Source organism: uncultured Mucilaginibacter sp., assembly GCF_903893715.1.
Lineage (GTDB): Bacteria > Bacteroidota > Bacteroidia > Sphingobacteriales > Sphingobacteriaceae > Mucilaginibacter.
In genome coordinates this window covers 1-18,318 of sequence record NZ_CAITNG010000122.1, presented here as the reverse complement: position 1 = coordinate 18,318, position 18,318 = coordinate 1, and the positions used below count along the sequence as shown (strand labels likewise).

General features: G+C 46.3%; 16 protein-coding genes and 1 riboswitch. Of the genes, 5 read left to right on the top strand and 11 right to left on the bottom strand.

Annotation, left to right across the window (positions count from 1 at the left end; all coding sequences use genetic code 11):
• Nucleotides 1-56: 56 nt before the first annotated feature.
• Together QZX97_RS14240 and QZX97_RS14235 are read right to left on the bottom strand one after the other, a co-directional pair.
• Nucleotides 57-404 carry a hypothetical protein gene (locus QZX97_RS14240; protein ID WP_295651178.1) on the bottom strand — a complete coding sequence of 116 codons (348 nt, stop codon included), beginning with the start codon at nt 402-404 and terminating at the stop codon, nt 57-59.
• Between the two features lie 127 nt (nt 405-531).
• The gene (locus tag QZX97_RS14235) at nt 532-969 is read right to left on the bottom strand and encodes a thioredoxin family protein (RefSeq protein ID WP_295651181.1); all 438 of its coding nucleotides are present in this window, start codon (nt 967-969) and stop codon (nt 532-534) included.
• A gap of 107 nt (nt 970-1,076) precedes the next feature.
• Here QZX97_RS14235 and ggt point away from each other — a divergent pair, with 107 nt between their 5' ends.
• A complete protein-coding gene (ggt, locus tag QZX97_RS14230; RefSeq protein ID WP_295651184.1) occupies nt 1,077-2,750 on the top strand; it encodes a gamma-glutamyltransferase in 1,674 nt (557 codons plus the stop codon).
• A 39-nt stretch (nt 2,751-2,789) separates the two neighbouring features.
• On the opposite strand, the gene QZX97_RS14225 is transcribed toward ggt, so the two are convergent.
• Nucleotides 2,790-4,610, bottom strand: a complete 1,821-nt coding sequence (locus QZX97_RS14225) for a glycoside hydrolase family 2 TIM barrel-domain containing protein (RefSeq protein WP_295651187.1) — start codon at nt 4,608-4,610, stop codon at nt 2,790-2,792.
• A gap of 6 nt (nt 4,611-4,616) precedes the next feature.
• Nucleotides 4,617-5,222: a sugar-binding domain-containing protein gene (locus QZX97_RS14220; RefSeq protein ID WP_295651189.1), complete on the bottom strand. Its 606-nt coding sequence runs from the start codon at nt 5,220-5,222 to the stop codon at nt 4,617-4,619.
• A 143-nt stretch (nt 5,223-5,365) separates the two neighbouring features.
• On the opposite strand from QZX97_RS14220, the gene QZX97_RS14215 reads away from it, so the two are divergent.
• Nucleotides 5,366-6,907, top strand: coding sequence for a glycoside hydrolase family 28 protein (locus QZX97_RS14215; RefSeq protein ID WP_295664736.1), 1,542 nt, complete (start codon nt 5,366-5,368; stop codon nt 6,905-6,907).
• A 20-nt stretch (nt 6,908-6,927) separates the two neighbouring features.
• Here QZX97_RS14215 and QZX97_RS14210 read toward each other — a convergent pair whose 3' ends face one another.
• Both QZX97_RS14210 and QZX97_RS14205 read right to left on the bottom strand, forming a co-directional pair.
• Nucleotides 6,928-7,233, bottom strand: a complete 306-nt coding sequence (locus QZX97_RS14210) for a type II toxin-antitoxin system RelE/ParE family toxin (protein ID WP_295651193.1) — start codon at nt 7,231-7,233, stop codon at nt 6,928-6,930.
• Nucleotides 7,221-7,403 carry a hypothetical protein gene (locus tag QZX97_RS14205; RefSeq protein WP_295651196.1) on the bottom strand — a complete coding sequence of 61 codons (183 nt, stop codon included), beginning with the start codon at nt 7,401-7,403 and terminating at the stop codon, nt 7,221-7,223. The genes QZX97_RS14210 and QZX97_RS14205 overlap by 13 nt, the downstream gene beginning before the upstream one ends.
• Before the next feature lie 69 nt (nt 7,404-7,472).
• Between QZX97_RS14205 and QZX97_RS14200 the strand changes: the two genes are divergently transcribed.
• Both QZX97_RS14200 and QZX97_RS14195 read left to right on the top strand, forming a co-directional pair.
• Complete coding sequence (locus QZX97_RS14200) at nt 7,473-8,333, top strand: restriction endonuclease (RefSeq protein WP_295651198.1); 861 nt, start codon at nt 7,473-7,475, stop codon at nt 8,331-8,333.
• A 10-nt stretch (nt 8,334-8,343) separates the two neighbouring features.
• On the top strand, nt 8,344-8,946 hold the full coding sequence (locus QZX97_RS14195) for an HAD family phosphatase (protein ID WP_295651202.1): 603 nt from the start codon (nt 8,344-8,346) through the stop codon (nt 8,944-8,946).
• A gap of 47 nt (nt 8,947-8,993) precedes the next feature.
• Here the strand turns inward: QZX97_RS14195 and QZX97_RS14190 are convergent, their stop codons facing one another.
• From QZX97_RS14190 to metH, 3 genes are read right to left on the bottom strand one after another with little or no spacing between them, the layout of a single operon-like run.
• Entirely contained in the window at nt 8,994-9,950 is a 957-nt protein-coding gene (locus tag QZX97_RS14190; protein ID WP_295651203.1) for a methylenetetrahydrofolate reductase, read from the bottom strand.
• Between the two features lie 36 nt (nt 9,951-9,986).
• On the bottom strand, nt 9,987-10,355 hold the full coding sequence (locus QZX97_RS14185) for a four helix bundle protein (protein WP_295651206.1): 369 nt from the start codon (nt 10,353-10,355) through the stop codon (nt 9,987-9,989).
• A 48-nt stretch (nt 10,356-10,403) separates the two neighbouring features.
• Entirely contained in the window at nt 10,404-14,123 is a 3,720-nt protein-coding gene (metH, locus tag QZX97_RS14180; protein WP_295651208.1) for a methionine synthase, read from the bottom strand.
• 123 nt (nt 14,124-14,246) lie between these two features.
• Nucleotides 14,247-14,357, bottom strand: a riboswitch (SAM riboswitch).
• 122 nt (nt 14,358-14,479) lie between these two features.
• Here metH and QZX97_RS14175 point away from each other — a divergent pair.
• Entirely contained in the window at nt 14,480-15,730 is a 1,251-nt protein-coding gene (locus tag QZX97_RS14175; protein ID WP_295664735.1) for a thrombospondin type 3 repeat-containing protein, read from the top strand.
• Nucleotides 15,731-16,424: 694 nt separating this feature from the next.
• Here QZX97_RS14175 and QZX97_RS14170 read toward each other — a convergent pair.
• Both QZX97_RS14170 and QZX97_RS14165 read right to left on the bottom strand, forming a co-directional pair.
• Nucleotides 16,425-17,063, bottom strand: a complete 639-nt coding sequence (locus QZX97_RS14170) for a lactate utilization protein (RefSeq protein WP_295651211.1) — start codon at nt 17,061-17,063, stop codon at nt 16,425-16,427.
• 121 nt (nt 17,064-17,184) lie between these two features.
• Nucleotides 17,185-18,318: AAA family ATPase (locus QZX97_RS14165; protein WP_295664734.1), on the bottom strand; the 1,134-nt coding region annotated here is incomplete at its 5' end.

The window sequence follows — 18,318 nt, the reverse complement described above, 5'->3', positions numbered from 1 at the left end:
TTTAAAATAATTAATTGTTTGCGGACGGGTTTGAGCGTCCATTGTGGCATTAATTATTAAACTTTTGGCGGCTTTCGGCCGGATGGGTTATAGTCTGACAGTTCGCCGATAGGATAAGGGGTATCCGGTTTTTTGATTTGGAAAAACAATTGATGCGAAAGGCTCATAGATTCCGTGGTAAAGAAACCGCATATACTGCACGATAAAAACATGCTGCAGGCACCGTCCTTTTCACAGGGCTTCTTCTGGTCGCTATGGTTTGTTTTGCCGCAGCTCATCTTGTCCATCCCTTTAGGGCAACAGGTCTTTTTTGCAGATGCGGCCATGGCATTAGCTTCCAACATCCCCGATGTGGCAGATAACACCAGCATAAATGCCGCCAATAAAACCGCTATGTATTTCAATACTCAAATATACGTATAACGCCCATTAATTAAATATGATATGGATCATTTAAACAAAATAAAACCCGGCGACAAGGCGTCAACCGGGTTCTCATTATTATTTGGAGGTTTGGAGTGCGTTGGGGTACTAATTGGTATCGTGTGCATACATACTTACCTGCTGCACAAATTGCTCGGGCGTTTCGTTGGGGAAACCATCCCAGCTGCGTAACACTTTACCGTTTTCATCAATCAGCAATGTATACGGAAACTTGCCCTCGGCATTGTATTTATCGGCCAAAGCTTCGTTACGCTTCACTTGTTCTTTATCCAGTTGGTTTTTCTTTTGGCGGGGGAAATCGGCCCGCACCAACAGCAGATGCGATGAAGCATAATTTTCAAAATATTCGGTTTCCAAAATCTCTTTGCGCAGCCTGATGCAAGGTCCGCACCAATCCGACCCCGAGAAATTGACCAATATCAGTTTATGTGTTTTAGCTGCTTCGGCTGTAGCCTGATTAAAATCGCCCAACCAGGTAGCAGTTGGTATAAACAGGGAAGCAAAAAGGACGAATAATAATTTCATGTATTTAAATTATGTAGGCAAGATAGCGGGTTAAAATGAAAGTTACATGAAAAACGCGGATTTTGCAGGCAGGGTATTTTATCCCATCATTTTTTTATCTTGCGATAATGAAATTGACATACCTGACCATTTGCTTTTTGCTGTTTGGATTTGCCTTACAAGCACAGACTACGCAACCCTATTACAAAAACGGCGTAGTGGTTTGCGCCCAACCCGAAGCCGCCAAAGTTGGTGTAGCCATCCTTAAAAAAGGGGGTAATGCGGTGGATGCTGCAGTAGCCGTGCAGTTTGCCCTGGCAGTGGTTTATCCCGTTGCCGGGAATATAGGCGGCGGGGGTTTTATGGTGTACCGCAGCGGCAAAGGTAAGACAGCCACGCTCGATTTTCGCGAAAAAGCACCCAAACTGGCCAGCCGCGATATGTACCTTGATAGCGCGGGCAACCCCATAACCAAAATGAGCATATACGGCCACATGGCCGTGGGTGTACCGGGCAGTGTGGCCGGCATGGTGAAAGCGCATGCCCGCTATGGCAAATTAAGCTGGCGCAAAGTAGTTCAGCCCGCGCTCGACCTGGCCGCCAAGGGCTACGTGCTCAGCGCCCGGCATGCCGCCGAATTTAACCGCAACAAAGCCACTCTTTTAAAATATAACCCATTAGGCACAGCTCTGGTAAAAGATATCGCCTGGAAAGAAGGCGACACCCTCATACAACCCGAACTGGCCCGCACCCTGAAACGCATCCGCGACCATGGCCGCTATGGTTTTTACAACGGACCCGTGGCCGATAGCCTGGTAAAAGAAATGAACCGCGGTCGGGGCATCGTTACCAAAACCGACCTGAAAAACTACCAGGCCGTGTGGCGCAAACCTGTTACCGCTAAATACAAAGGCTATGGCATCATCACCATGCCGTCGCCATCAAGCGGGGGGATATGTTTGGTGCAGTTGCTGCATTCAGTCGCGCCATACCCGCTGGGGCGTTGGGGTTTTAATGCTGATTCCACCGTGCAACTCATTGTTGAGGCCGAGCGCCGCGTTTATGCCGACCGCTCCAAATATCTCGGCGACCCTGACTTTTATAAAGTACCAGACAAAACCCTGCTCAGCATTGCCTATCAAAAACAACGCATGAGCACCTTTACATGGGATAAAGCCACCCCAAGCAGCGAAGTAGCGCCCGGCAAGATCCCCGGAAGGGAAGATGAGGAAACGACACACTTTTCCATTGTCGACAAACATGGCAACGCGGTAGCCATTACCACCACCCTGAACAACAGTTATGGATCCTTCGTTTTTGTAAAGGGCGCGGGCTTTTTATTGAACGATGAAATGGACGACTTTTCGGCCAAAGCAGGCTCGCCAAATATGTACGGCCTCATCGGCGGTAAGGCTAACGCCATTGCACCAAACAAACGTATGTTAAGTGCCATGACACCCACCATCCTTACAAAAAATGGCAAACTGTTTATGGTAGTGGGCACACCCGGCGGCTCGACTATCATTACCTCGGTTTTCCAAACCATACTGAACGTAGTCGACTTTAAAAAATCGATACAAGACGCCGTTACCGTTCCCCGTTTCCACAGCCAATGGCTGCCCGACCAGGTAGATGTGGAGAAAACCGCCCTAACCGACCAGGTCAAACAAATACTCACCCAAAAGGGATACAAAATAACCCCCCGCGGCAGCATAGGCCGGGTGGATGCCATCCTGAAAACCAAAAAAGGCTACCAGGGCGGTGCAGATCCAAGGGGCGAGGACGTGAGCATGGGGTATTAACCTACCCACCGCCCAATCAGGCGTCTACGCCTGATTGTTTTAGAAAGAGGATGTCCCGCTAACCGGTATTACCGTTCTCTCCGTGGCGGCCTTTAACCCCGGTGATGTATAATCAACAATCAATGCACCTTGCTTGCGTTTAATATATGCAAGCATCTTGCCATGAAAAACCCTTCTTTTATAAGCTTTATAATCTTCATGGCTAAAATTATCACCACTTTCCAAGCCAACAAGCACTGCACTTCCCCGTATCGTTACCTTAATCTCGTTATTGGCATTGTAAACAATATGGCCATTTTTATCAACCACCTCAACGGTCACTTGTTCAAACAAATAGTCATGTCCTCTCGGGTTGGATGTTACCTTGATCGCGTAAGGCTCGCCTGCAGTCGCCAATTTATCCTCGCTTACTACAACGCCTTTGTTATACCCTTTTACGGATAACTCACCCGGCGCATAAGTCACGTCCCAACTTAAAATATGGTTTACCATTTCGGCCCTTGCTTTTTTGCCGAGCGATTTGCCGTTCAAAAACAGTTCCGCCTCCTCGCAATTGGTAAAGCAACTGATGCGTAACGGTTTGCCATCAGGCCAGTTCCAGTTGGGCTCTGCGTTATGGTTTTCTTTGGCATTTGCTGCCGGTATTTCGCTTGCGCCGATATACACCATCGGTTTATCGCTCCACAAACTTTGGCGGTAGTAAAATTCAGGTTTTGGGAAGCCTGCCAAATCCAACAAACCATCCGGACTGCTGCGTGCAGGCCATTCTTTAGCTTCGCCCATATAGTCTATGCCTGTCCAAAGGTATTGACCGGCAATATAATCGTTAGCGGTAACAGCATCCCAGGCCTTGCCTGCCATCCCATTCTCACTTCCGTAGATAATACGGTTGGGGTATTTGGCATGGTCGCCCGCATAGCGGAACTCCTGATAATTATAACCCACCGCATCCAGCACATCCGGATAGCCCACCTCGTTCGACATCACCACGCCAGCCAACGCCGCGGTTACCGGTCGGCTCATATCGTTCTCCTTAACCACGGCCACTAATTTTTTGGCTATCCTCGTCAAATTATCCGCCGAAGGATGGTCGGGTGTATAGCCTTTGCCATATATCTGCGGGTTGCGGCCGGTGTTCAGTATCGGGTCGGTATAAGGATCATTCGGGTAATCAATTTCGTTGCCAATGCTCCATAATATGATGGAGGGATGGTTACGGTCGCGTTTCACCATATCGGCCAGGTCGCGCTCGGCCCAATCTTTAAAATACTCGTGGTAACCATCCTGGCCGGGCTTGCCCTGGTTCCAGCCCGCTATCCATTTGTTTTTGCCGAGTTCCCATTCGTCAAAAGCTTCGTCCATTACCAAAATACCCATTTTATCGCACAGGTCGTACAGGTAATCGGCATGTGGGTTATGGCTCAGGCGCAACGAGTTTACACCGGCTCCTCTCAATAACTGCAAACGCCGCTCCCAAACATCGGCAGGTACGGCAACACCAAAGGCGCCCGCGTCATCGTGCACACAAACACCTGTCAGTTTCATGCTTTTTCCATTCAGCGTAAACCCTTTATCCTTGTCAAAAATTGCCGATCGAATGCCTACGTTTTCCGTCATGCGGTCAACTTCTTTATCGCCCTGGTATAGCGACACCTCTAATTGATACAATTCCGGCTCTTCCGTCGACCATAGTTTCGGATTATTCACCGCCAAAAATATATCGCTGCTCAAATGGCTGCCGGCAACAATTTTAGCCGCATGTTGCCCGGCCGATACAATAGCCCCTTTGGCATCTTTTAAAACAGCTTTTATACTCAAGTTCGCCATCTTGGCCGTCAGGTTGGTTACAGCTACACTCACCTTAGCCTATGCGCTTTGTTCCGATACCTGGGTGGTGTTAAATATAACGCCCCAGGTATCCATATGCACCGGGCCGGTGGCTATCAAATAAACATTGCGGTAAATACCCGAGCCCGTATACCAGCGCGAATCGGCAAATTGGGTATGGTCAACCTTTACCGCGACGATGTTTTTGCCGTCTTTATTCAGGTATTTGGTAATGTCATACTCAAAAGGTATAAACCCATTTGGCCGTTTACCCAAATAATGCCCATTTAGCCAAACCTCGCTGTTTTTATAAACCCCATCAAAATACAGGGATATGTTTTTATCTTTTTGTGAAGGCTCAATACTGAATGTTTTGCGGTACCAGCCTATGCCTGCCGGTAAAAAAGCCGTGGCACTTGCCCATTGCGCATCGAAAGGGCCTTCAATACTCCAGTCGTGCGGCAAATCCAGCTTGCGCCAGTCCTGGTCGTTAAAAGCGGGCTGGTCGGCGCCGGGCGCATCGCCTTTATGGAATTTCCAACCGGCATTGAACAGTGCTTTTTCGCGCGGCGCTTGCGCGGATACCTGTAAAGCAAACGCAACAGCAAGGAGCAGCAATAATGGTTTGATGAGCGATATTTTCATTATGGGTAGGTTTTTAAAATCAGGTCGACTAAACTACACAAAAAATCAAATCGCTTTGGATGATTATTTTTGTAATCAACAAGTTACACCGCCTTATGCTTATTATTGTGAGTTTTGATGCGATAAGCCTTTTTTTCATTACCATGCGAAATTTGATAACTGCCCTTCGGCTCCCAGCTTTTATTTTTATTTGGTTTATAACCAGCGGCTTGAACGCGGCGGCAGGCATAAACTATAACGTGCGCGATTACGGTGCCAAAGGCGATGGCAAAACTTTGGACAACGAAGCCATCAACAAAGCCATCGATGCTGCTGCTGAAGCAGGTGGCGGTACGGTTTATTTTCCCGCAGGTACCTATCTCAGTTATTCTATCCGTTTAAAAAGCCATATCGCACTTTACCTCGACCAGGGCTGCACCATTTTGGCCGCCGATTTTGTGCCCGCCAATAAGCAAAACTATGACGTTGCCGAACCTGGTGCTACCAATAATTACCAGGACTACGGCCATAGCCACTGGCACAACAGCCTCATTTGGGGCGAAAACCTCGAAGATATATCCATTACCGGCCCCGGTACTATTTACGGCAAGGGGCTTACCCGTAACACACCCCGCAACGAGGGCCAGGGTAATAAAAGCATCAGCCTCAAGCTTTGTCGCAACGTATTGCTCAAAGATTTTTCAGTATTGATGGGCGGCCATTTTTGCTTGCTGGCCACCGGCGTGGATAACCTCACCATCGACAATTTAAAAATGGACACCAATCGCGACGGGATGGATATTGATTGTTGCCGCGATGTACACATATCCAACTGTTCCGTCAACTCCCCTTTCGATGACGGTATCGTACTCAAAACATCATACGCACTGGGCTATTTAAAAGCTACCGAAAACGTAACCATTACAAATTGCCAGGTAAGCGGGTACGACAGGGGCACTTTTTTAGACGGTACCTACCAACGCAAAGAATTTAAGCTGGTGCCTGACAAAGAAGGCCCCACCGGGCGCATCAAATTCGGCACCGAAAGCAACGGCGACTTTAAAAACATCACCATCAGTAATTGCACCTTCGATTTTTGCCGCGGCCTGGCGCTCGAAACTGTCGACGGCAGTAACATTGAAGATGTAACCATATCCAACATCACCATGCGCGATATCGTCAACTCGCCCATATTTCTGCGCATTGGCGCGCGGCTGCGCGGCCCGGCGGGAACACAAACCGGTACACTACGCCGCGTACTCATCAGCAATGTGATGGTTTATAATGCCGACTCGCACTTCTCGTCCATCATCGCCGGGTTAAAAGACCACCCGGTAGAAGACGTGAAGCTGAACGATATTCGCATCTATTACCGCCCTATCGATTCGGCGGTATCAAAAATACAAACCGTAGTGCCCGAGTATGAAACCACCTACCCCGAACCTGAAAAATTCAAGGTATTGCCATCTTACGGCTTTTTTATCCGCCACGCCAAAAACATCGAAATGAACAACGTGCAGGTAAGTTTTATGGCCACCGAAACCCGCCCAACAGTGATATTGGACGATGTGAACGGCATCCTGTTCAACAACTTTAAAGGCCCGGCGCCGGTGGGTATGCCTGTGTTGCAGCTCACCAATGTGCAGGGGATGGAGATACAGCCGAAAGGCTCGATAAAGAAGAAAGAGATTAAGATTGCAAAGTGAGAATAGTGGCTCGAAAGCATTTACTCTTCTATAGCGGGGTTGTTCTTTAGTAGCCTCTTACTATGATGAATAGTAACAATATCGATTTTTTCATCAGATACAATACGGTAAATAATGCGGTAACTTCCAAGTAATATTTCCCTTAACAAAGGGTCTTTCTTTTCAGGAACTATTTTCCCGTATTGCGGTACTTTTTCTAAGATAAGCACCGCGTCAAAAAAACGCTTCGCTTGTATTTGAGCATAGTGCATCGAGTCCTTAGCAATAAACTCCGATATACTGTCAATATCATTAAGTGATTGGATGGTCCAGTTTACTTCAACCATTTTGAAAGCTTTTCTTTAGCTTCGTCAGTAGTTAACGTTTCACCGTTGTGCGATTGTTTCAATCCTATTTCTATCTTATCCAACAATAACAGTGTATCTATCGCATCGTCAAAGCTAAATTCATCAGGTAAGTCCTGAATGCTTTTTAAAACCTCATTTTTGATTAGCATACGAAAAATATTTATTCTAATTTAAGGATTAATATTTAGTTTTTATAATGATTAAGCGTAAACTTGGAAATGGGTAAAAGAAAAGAAGCTGAATTTGTCCAATGGTTAGGGCCAATTTTAGATGCTTTAAGAGATTTAGGCGGCTCTGGCAAACCGAGAGAAGTATCGTCATGGATTGCTGAAAAATTAAACATCAGTGATGATGTCCTAAATTTAACGCTTAATTCGGGCGAGTCTCGTTTTCACAACCAAGTTGCCTGGGCAAGGCAATATTTGATTTGGGAAAATTATCTCGATAAAAATATCAGAGGCGCGTGGGTACTAACAACTACAGGCAGAGACAAAAAGCTAACTATCGAAGAGTCAAAGCTAATTGTAAAAAAATGGGTCTCAATTTTTACTAAAGCTCGAAAGAATGGAGCAAAACCCGAAGTTAGCGACATAAAAGAAGATATCAGTCTTGATATTATTAATGATGATAATCTTAATTTGCTAAATGTCCTTCAAAGTCTATCTCCTAAAGGCTTTGAAAACATTTGCAAGTTATTGCTGCGAGAATCGGGGTTTGAAAAAGTTGAGGTAACTGGACAGTCACATGATGGCGGTATCGATGGCTATGGAACATTAGAGTTAAACCCATTTGTTAGTTTTAAAGTTCTTTTTCAATGCAAGCGATATAAAGGAGGCGTATCAAGAGCACAGGTAGGCGATTTTAGAAATGCAATGATAGGTAGAGCTGAAAAGGGAATAATTATTACTACTGGTCATTTTACAAAGGAGGCTATAAATGAGGCAAACAGGGAAGGTGCTCCGAAAGTAGAACTCGTTGATGGAGAGCAATTGGTAAAAATGTTTGAAAAAGTTGAATTAGGGGTAAAAGCTAAAACTGTATACGAAATTGATTACAGCTTTTTTGAACCCTTTTTATAACGGAATTCTTATGATAACCACCCTCATCTTCGACCTCGGCGCCGTCCTTATCGACTGGCACCCCAAACATCTCTATAAAAAGATATTCAGCACCGATGCCGGAATAGATGATTTCCTAACCAATATCTGCACCCCGCACTGGAACGAAGAACAAGATGCCGGGCGCTCGATTAAAGATGGTACCGATGCCCTCATCCAACAATTTCCTGAACATGAAGAAAACATCCGCGCTTACTATGGCCGTTGGGACGAAATGCTGGCCGGCCCGATAGAAGGCACGCTTCAAATCTTTACCCGGTTAAAACAAAGCGGTAAATACAAACTCTACGCCCTCACCAACTGGTCGGCCGAGACCTGGCCCATCGCGCTTAGCAAATTCGATTTTCTGAATTGGTTCGACGGTATCGTCGTCTCCGGCCACGAAGGCATCCGCAAGCCCGCGCCGGAATTTTTCCAATTGCTGTTAGACCGGTATGATATTAAGCCGCATGAAGCTTTATTTATCGACGATAACCTGCGCAATGTTTTAGCTGCACAGGCAATGGGGATAGCATCGATACACTTTACCTCGCCGGAAAAGCTACAGGAAGAATTGAAACAATTTCTGAAATAACCCCCCATAGGTCGCAATACGCAATACGCCCATCGCAATACTAACTGTTAAAACACCGCCTGCGCAATCCTCTTCGTTGGTTCCGGGTTACCCATGGTATAAAAGTGTAATACGGGCACACCAAACTCAATCAGCTCCTTACATTGCTGTATCATCCATTGGATGCCTACTTCTTTTACGTCCTTTTCGTTGCTGCAAGCTAAAATAGCATCGCTCAATTCAACGGGTATATCAATATGGAATATCTTGGATAATGCCACCAACTGCTTGGAAGTGGTAATAGGTTTCAAACCGGGAATAATAGGCACGGTGATGCCATTGGCGCGGCAGTTATTTACAAATTCCTTGTATTTGGGTACATCAAAAAACATTTGCGTCACAATAAAATCGGCACCCATATCTACCTTTTGTTTAAGGTACTTAAAATCGGTTTGCATGTTGGGGGCCTCGAAATGCTTTTCGGGGTAACCCGCCACGCCGATGCAAAAATTAGCCTTGCCGCCACCTATCACATCATCGTGCAGGTATTTGCCGTTGTTCATATTCACCACCTGTTGCAGCAGGTCGGTAGCATAGGCATGCCCACCTGGTGTAGGCACAAAACCCGATTCAGCCTTCCGTGCATCGCCACGCAAAACCAATACGTTGTCGATACCCAAAAATTGCAGGTCTATCAAAGCGTATTCGGTTTCATCTTTGGTAAAACCACCACATATTAAATGCGGCACGGCGTCCACTTTGTATTTATTCATAATGGCCGCGCAGACCGCAACGGTGCCCGGGCGCTTACGGGTGATTACCTTTTCCAATAAGCCATTGTCATGTTCCTTGTAAATATGGTCCTCGCGCAAGGAAGTCACATCAATGAAAGGCGGTTTCAACTCCATCAACGGGTCGATGGCATTATAAATACCTTGTATGCTTTGACCTTTTATTGGCGGTAATAGCTCGAACGAGAATAGAGTTTTGCCGTTGGCGTTATTAATATGTTCTGTGATCTTCATTATGTTAGTTGCGGGTTCCGGGTTGTGTGTTTCTAGTTAAGATTTTGTTTTGATAAGTGATTCAAAGTATTTTATAAAACCATTAAGTAATTTTCGAACTACTTCTATCTGCAACAACACTTCATTAAAAATATCATCATTTATATAAGATAGATCAAGAGCCAGGAATAACTGTGTTTCTAATTCGTATATCGAACCCCGAGCAACGAAGAAAAACTGCAAAGAGTCCTTCTGATGATTTCTTCCACAACCTTCTGCTATATTAGATGGGATCGAAATAACCGCTCGCTTCATTTGTGACTGTAATCCAAATACTTCGTCTTTAGGGAATTTCGAGACATACCTATACATCAGCTTTACCAATATCCTTGCTTCTTTCCATACTTCAAGTTCTGTATAAACCATTGTCAATGATAATTAAAAAACACACAACTCGGAACACACAACTCACAACTAATAAGCTAAATTCGGACTCAACCACCGTTCAACTTCCTCTAACTCCATTCCTTTACGTACAGCATACTCTTCTACTTGATCCTTGTTGATCTTACCCAATCCAAAATACCTCGCCTGCGGGTGCGCGAAGTAAAATCCACTAACGGATGCAGCCGGTGTCATGGCCAGGCTTTCGGTGAGGTGCATATTCGCATTATCCTCAGCTTTCAATAGTTCGAACAAGGTTGTTTTTTCGGTATGGTCCGGACAAGCAGGGTATCCCGGGGCGGGGCGTATGCCCTGATATTTCTCTTTGATCAGGTCTTCGCTTTCCAGGTGTTCTTCTTTTGCGTAGCCCCAGTAATCTTTGCGTACCAGTTCGTGCATTTTTTCAGCGAAGGCTTCGGCCAGGCGGTCGGCAATGGCTTTGGCCATAATGCTGTTGTAATCGTCGTGGTCGGCCTCAAACTTAGCTACCAATTCATCGCAGCCAATACCTGCTGTTACGGCAAAGCCGCCCCAATAGTCAGGCACGCCGCTTGCTTTAGGCGCGATGAAATCCGAAAGGGCGTAGTACGGCTCGCCTTTAGCTTTTTCTGCCTGCTGGCGAAGTGTATGGATGCGTTTCAGCACGGTTGTGCGGCTCTCATCGGTATACAGTTCAATATCATCGCCCACGCTGTTGGCCGGCCAGAAACCGATAACGCCATTAGCTTGCAGCAGTTTGTTATCAACCACCTCTTTTAATAAGGCCTGCGCGTCGTTGTATAGTTTTTTGGCTTCAACACCCACATACTTATCGTCGAATATCTTGGGGAAACTGCCGCGCAATTCCCAGGTATGGAAGAAAGGCGTCCAGTCTATGTATGGCACTAATTCCTCCAGCGGGAAAGCTTCCAATACTTTAGTCCCGGTAAAGGTTGGCCTTGGCGGGATAGCACCGTTCAGGTTGATTTCGCAGCGTTGTTTACGGGCTTCTTCTATCGTAACAAAACGCTTGTCCGACTTTTTGTTCAGATGCGCTTCGCGGGCTTTTTCATACTCGTCTTTAATGCCATTGATATAGGCATCGTGTGTATCATGGTTCATCAAACTACTGCATACCGTAACACTGCGCGATGCATCCAGCACGTGTATCGCCGGACCCGAATAGTTAGGCGCTATCTTCACCGCCGCGTGTATGCGCGATGTAGTAGCTCCACCAACAATTAATGGGATAGTAAAGTTGTTACGCTCCATTTCCTTGGCAAAATGCACCATTTCATCTAAGGAAGGCGTAATCAAACCGCTCAAGCCAATAATATCCACATTTTGTGCTTTGGCTTCTTCAATAATGCGCTGCGCGGGTACCATCACACCCAAATCTATCACCTCGAAGTTGTTGCAGGCCAATACCACACCCACAATGTTCTTACCGATATCGTGTACATCGCCTTTTACAGTGGCCATCAATATTTTGCCGGCATTGGCGCGTTCATGCCCGGTAGTTTCGCCGGCATCTATAACGCGTTGTTTCTCCAGTTCGATAAAAGGCAGCAAATAGGCCACGGCCTTTTTCATTACCCGTGCCGATTTTACCACCTGCGGCAAAAACATCTTACCGGCACCAAACAGGTCGCCTACTATGTTCATCCCGTCCATCAGCGGGCCTTCGATAACCTCCAATGGTTTGGCATATTTCTGACGGGCCTCTTCCACATCATCATCCAGGTATTCGATGATACCTTTTACCAGGGCGTGCGACAATCGTTTTTCAACCGGCTCTTTGCGCCACTCTTCATCCTTAACAATCTCTTTGCCCTTGCTTTTTACGGTCTCGGCAAAATCAACCAAACGTTCAGTAGCATCAGCACGACGGTTAAGTAGCACATCTTCCACCATTTCCAATAAAGGTTTTGGTATCTCTTCGTACACCTCCAACATCCCGGCGTTAACAATACCCATATCCATACCGGCCTGTATGGCATGGTACAAAAAGGCAGAGTGCATCGCCTCGCGCACCACGTTGTTACCGCGGAATGAGAACGATATATTACTTACCCCGCCGCTCACTTTGGCATAAGGCAGGTTTTGTTTTATCCAGCGGGTGGCTTTTATAAAGTCGACCGCGTAGTTGTTGTGCTCCTCTAATCCCGTGGCAACGGTCAATATATTCGGGTCGAAAATAATGTCCTGTGGCGGGAAGCCGACTTCGTTCACCAAAATATCATAGCTGCGCTTACATATTTCTATCCGGCGCTCAAAGCTATCGGCCTGGCCCTGCTCGTCGAATGCCATCACTACCGTAGCGGCGCCGTATTGCAATATCTTTTTAGCGTATTCAATAAATTTCTCTTGGCCTTCTTTTAGTGAGATGGAGTTTACGATGCCTTTTCCTTGCAAACATTTCAAACCCGCCTCAATCACCGTCCATTTCGATGAATCGACCATAATAGGCAACTTGGCAATATCAGGTTCGGATGCGATGAGGTTCAAAAACTTCACCATCGCCGCTTCCGAGTCAATCATGCCCTCGTCCATGTTCACGTCTATCACCTGCGCGCCGCCGTCAACCTGCTGGCGTGCTACCACCAATGCCGCCTCGTAATCCTCGGCCAATATCAGCTTCGAAAACTTTGGCGAACCTGTAATATTGGTACGCTCGCCCACGTTCACAAAATTGGTTTCGGGGGTAAGGGTAATGGCTTCCAACCCGCTTAAGCGCATAAACGGCTCAATTACGGGTATTTGGCGGGGTTTGTTTTTTGCAGCCTTTTCGGCGATACAACGGATGTGGTCGGGCGTAGTGCCGCAGCAGCCACCGGCTATATTCACCAGGCCGCTTTCCATAAAGTCTTCCACCAAGTGGGCGGTTTCATGCGGCGTTTCATCGTAAGCGCCAAACTCGTTGGGCAAACCGGCATTAGGGTATGCCGATATATAAACATCAGCAATGGTAGATAGCTCTTCAATATGCGGGCGCATTTCTTTTGCGCCCAAAGCGCAGTTCAAGCCTATCGAAAGCAGGTTAGCGTGCCTAACCGAGTTCCAAAATGCCTCAACCGTTTGGCCCGACAAGGTCCGTCCCGAGGCATCGGTAATGGTACCCGATATCATAATGCCACCATCGGCACTTAATGCCGGGTAAGTTTTTCCGGCGGCTTTACATTCGTTCTCATAACGCTTGATGGCGAATATGGCCGCCTTGGCGTTCAGGGTATCAAATATGGTCTCGATGAGTAACACATCCGCCCCGCCGTCAACCAAGCCACGTATCTGGTCGTAGTAGGCATCCACCAGGTCGTCAAAAGTTACCGCACGGTAACCCGGGTCGTTCACATCCGGCGAAAGCGATGCCGTACGGTTGGTTGGCCCGATGGCTCCGGCCACAAAGCGCGGTTTATCAGGGTTTTGTTTGGTATATTTTTCGGCAACTTCGCATGCTATCCTGGCCCCTTCATAACTCAATTCATAAGCCAAAGGCTCCAATTGATAGTCTGCCAGTGATATTACCTGCGTACTGAACGTATTGGTTTCGATGATATCAGCCCCCGCTTCCAAATATTCAGCATGTATAGCTTTGATTACATCAGGGCGCGTAATATTCAGCAGGTCGTTATTGCCTTGCAAATCGCAGGGGTGGTTCTTAAAACGCTCGCCGCGAAAATCCTGCTCCGTTAACCGGTAACGCTGAATCATCGTGCCCATCGCCCCGTCAATAATCAGTATGCGTTTTTGTAATTCTTGTCTGATACTCATGTAATATGTTGCGTGTTGCGGGTTACGTGTTGCCAGTAATACTTACGAGGAAACCCGCAACGCATAACTAAAAACTCGTAACTCAATTTTTGCTTATCGAAAAGTCGGCTGTTAGTTGACCTTCGCTTATCTGTCCCAAACCCCGAAGTGCGGTTTGAGTAGAATGTAGCACCTTGTAAGTACAGGTTGCTAAGACATCGCAGGGTCTAATCCCTCCGTCTTTCTCTATAAGCACCACAAAGTTGCGCAATAAAGTTGTAAAGTGCAAACATTCAAGAGGCCGGAACCGGGAATCAGCGATTTCGACTTTATATTTCATTCCATTTTACTTACTATTGACAACCAATTACCCACAAATGAAAAACATCATCATTGCCATTTCCCTGCTGGTTTCCTGTCATGCCACCATTGCCCAACAACTCGCCTTTCCGGGTGCCGAAGGTTTTGGCCGTTTTGCCACCGGCGGCCGCGGCGGTTCTGTTTATCATGTAACCAATTTGGACGATGCAGGCCCGGGTTCATTCCGCGACGCGGTGAGCCAGCCTATGCGGACCGTTATTTTTGATGTTGGCGGGGTCATCAATATTAAGGATAAGATAAAAGTGGCCGCCAAAGTAACCATCGCCGGCCAAACAGCCCCCGGCGAGGGGATTGTGGTGTATGGCAACGGCGTATCCTTTTCGGGCGATGATGTGGTGCGTTATATGCGCTTCCGCGGAAGCATTAATATGCCAAAGGGCGCCTGCGTGGTGGTAGTGGATAGCGTGAAAAATGTCATACTGGACCATATCTCCGTTGAATGGGGACGTTGGGACGATATGCACATCAAAGAAAGCGATAACGTTACCGTGCAATATTCCATCATCGGCGAACCGATAGACCCCCAACGTTTTGGCGCTTTGTTCGAAAATCCCACCCACGTTACAATTTTCGGTTGTTTATGGATTGATAACCAAAGCCGCAACCCCAAAGCAAAAGCCGGTATCGAGTACATCAACAACGTAGTGTACAATTGGGGTGTGGATGGTTTTGTAGGAGGGCACTCGGGTGCACAGCATTATCAGGATGTGATTGGTAACTATTTTATCGCCGGGCCAAACTCGGGCAAAAACTTTGTCGGCGAATTTGAAACTACCGACCATGTGTACCAAAACGGCAACTATGTGGATATGGACAAGGATGGTACTTTGAACGGCCGTATGGTTGCCGATTCGGATTTTGCGCGTGCCAAAGCCAGCATAGTGCAGTCACGCCAAAACGCCGCTGTAAACGCGGCGAATATACAGAGTGCCCAAAATGCTTATTTAAATATAATTGCTACCGCAGGGGCGTCGCTGCAGCGCGATGCGGTGGATAAGCGCATCATCGGCTACCTTACCTCCTTAGGCCGCGACGGCAAAATATTCAAAACTGAAGCCGATGCCGGAGGACAGGGAAAAATTGCCGGCGGCAGCGCGCCTAAAGACACTGATGGAGACGGGATACCGGACGAATGGGAAATAACCCAACACTTAAACCCCAACAATCCTGCCGATGGCAAAACCATGGCCAAAGGTAGCGGGTATACTAATCTCGAAATGTATCTTAACAGTTTGACCAACAGGTAATTTATTGGCAATTTTTTCTTCTTACGATTAAATTTATATCCTATAGAAATATTTTTAGTTTAACGAAACAATTTCAAGGGGCTTCCGTTTAAATTCGTATAAAAGCATTTTTATATGGAAGCCCCGTTGAAATATAAAAAAGAAAAATGCCATCATAGCGAAAGAGAGTATCAGCTTCGGGTAAAAAGAGGGTTTTTTGTTAAAACTTTCCTTTTTTGGCTACCCGTTAAGCGTTACCTGTGCGGTACATGCTTAAAGCATTATTATGTGTATTCGCCGAAGCCAATCGGCCACCATCACACACGTACCGTCCACGCTCACGAATAAATGTAATCAGCACCTTCTTTTTACTATCTGCTAAAAATCAGGGTTGAAATACTCGTTTATTTACTATGCAAGCATAATAAATTATACACTGAACCGTTATATCATCAATTGTTTATAACATAGTTCAAAGCAAAACAAATTATCCTGAAAGTACGTATACCTCAACCTGTTTCTACATTTATTAACCAGAAAGGATTTAGTTATGATACCTAAAACACTGTTGGAAATTTTTGAAATACTTGGGGCAAGTTTTGTTATCGTATTTATAGGGGTGCATTTGCTGCCAAAAAATACGGGGTCAAATATTGTACAATTAAAACCCCGCGAACATCATCAGTCGCCCAAAAGGGTGCGTAAAGCCAGCTGATTAGCCGTCGAGCAGAAAAACAAAGAGTTCTTTAGGGCCATGTGCGCCTAACACCAGGGTCTTTTCAATATCAGCCGTGCGGCTTGGGCCGGTTATCGTAGAGATAAGTGAAGGCATATTATGGCCATATTTGGTTTTGATGAGTTTAAACCCATCCTTCAGGTCCATCATCAATTGCGAGGTATAGGCCACTACCACATGTACATTAGGATAAATACCCAGTCTGCGGCCGGCTTCATTGGCGTTTGACACCAAAATACTGCCATTGCGCGCTATCAGCGCCTCGCATAAGGTAAAGCCAACTTCGGCCTTGTCAAAATCCTTGTCGGTTTCAAAAAAAGGGTAATCGTATTTTTTAAAAATCTCCTGCAAGGCCGGCTCCCAGCAGTATATCTTACGCCATTCGCGTTCTTCGGCCAAATTCAGCAATATCTCTATAAACTGCAGTTCATCTTCACAAAAAACAAACTGACCGGCAACAGCTGTAAATTGTTCGGCAAAAATAACTTCGGGCAATTCGGTGGCGGGGGGATACAGCGGCAGGTCTTCCAGGTTGGGATAAGGGTTATCACGCCGCTCCAATAAAGCTTTCCGTATTTTTTTTAACAGCCGTTCTTTACTGGTGGTATTCTCTTTCATTTATAAACATTTGTGTACAAGCACACAAAGGCAAATATGGTTAAAAATTTCCTGTTTGGTTCAAAATCATAAAAAAAGCCGCCCAGTTTTCATCGGGGCGGCTTTTAAATATCGGTTTATGTTAAACTACATCTCCGGCCATATTGTCGGTCGAAGGGTCGAGTACGCTATCCGGAATGGCGTTGGTATCGGCTGTTGGTTCAGGTATAACCGTTTCGCCATTTACAAACTTATCGTATGCAGTGCGGCCTTCAAAAGGGCGTTTGCCAAGCAAATCTTCTAAATCGCTTTGAAACAGCACTTCTTTTTCTAATAATTTGGCGGCTATTTTTTCCAGTCCATCGCGGTGCTCGTTAATCAGTTCCTTGGTCTTTTCGTAAACCACGTTAACCAGGTTACGTACTTCCGAGTCAATCAATTCGGCAGTAGTATCGGAGTATGGTTTGTTAAATTGGTTTTCGCCATGCGGATCGTAAAACGACAGGTTACCAACTTTATCGTTCATACCGTAAATCTTAACCATGCCATAAGCCAGGCGGGTAATACGTTCCAGGTCGCTCAAAGCACCGGTAGTTATTTTACCGAAAACAATATCTTCGGCAACACGGCCACCCATTGATAGTACCATATCATCAAAAAGTTCTTCTTTCGATACCAGGAACCTTTCATTCGGCAGGTATTGCGCATAACCTAAGGCGGCAACGCCACGCGGCACAATTGAAACTTTAACCAAAGGATCTGCATGTTCTAAAAACCAACCGGCAATAGCATGGCCGGCTTCGTGATAAGCAACTACGCGTTTTTCTTCCGGCGATATCAGGGTATTCTTTTTCTCCAAACCACCAATCACACGGTCGATGGCATCTTGAAAATCCTGCATATCCACTGCTTCCTTATCCTTACGCGCAGCTATCAAAGCGGCTTCGTTACAAACGTTGGCAATTTCGGCACCGGCAAAGCCCGGTGTTTGTGCCGATAGTTTTTTAGCGTCAACATCGGCAGCGGTTTTTACCGGGCCAAGGTGTACTTTAAATATTTGTTCACGTCCGTTCAAATCGGGTTTATCGATGGATATCTGCCTGTCAAAACGTCCGGGGCGCAGCAATGCGGAGTCCAAAACATCGGGGCGGTTAGTTGCGGCCAAAATGATAATGCCCGAATCTGTACCAAAACCATCCATCTCCACCAATAACTGGTTCAGGGTGTTTTCGCGCTCGTCGTTACCACCTATCATATTGTTTTTGCCACGGGCACG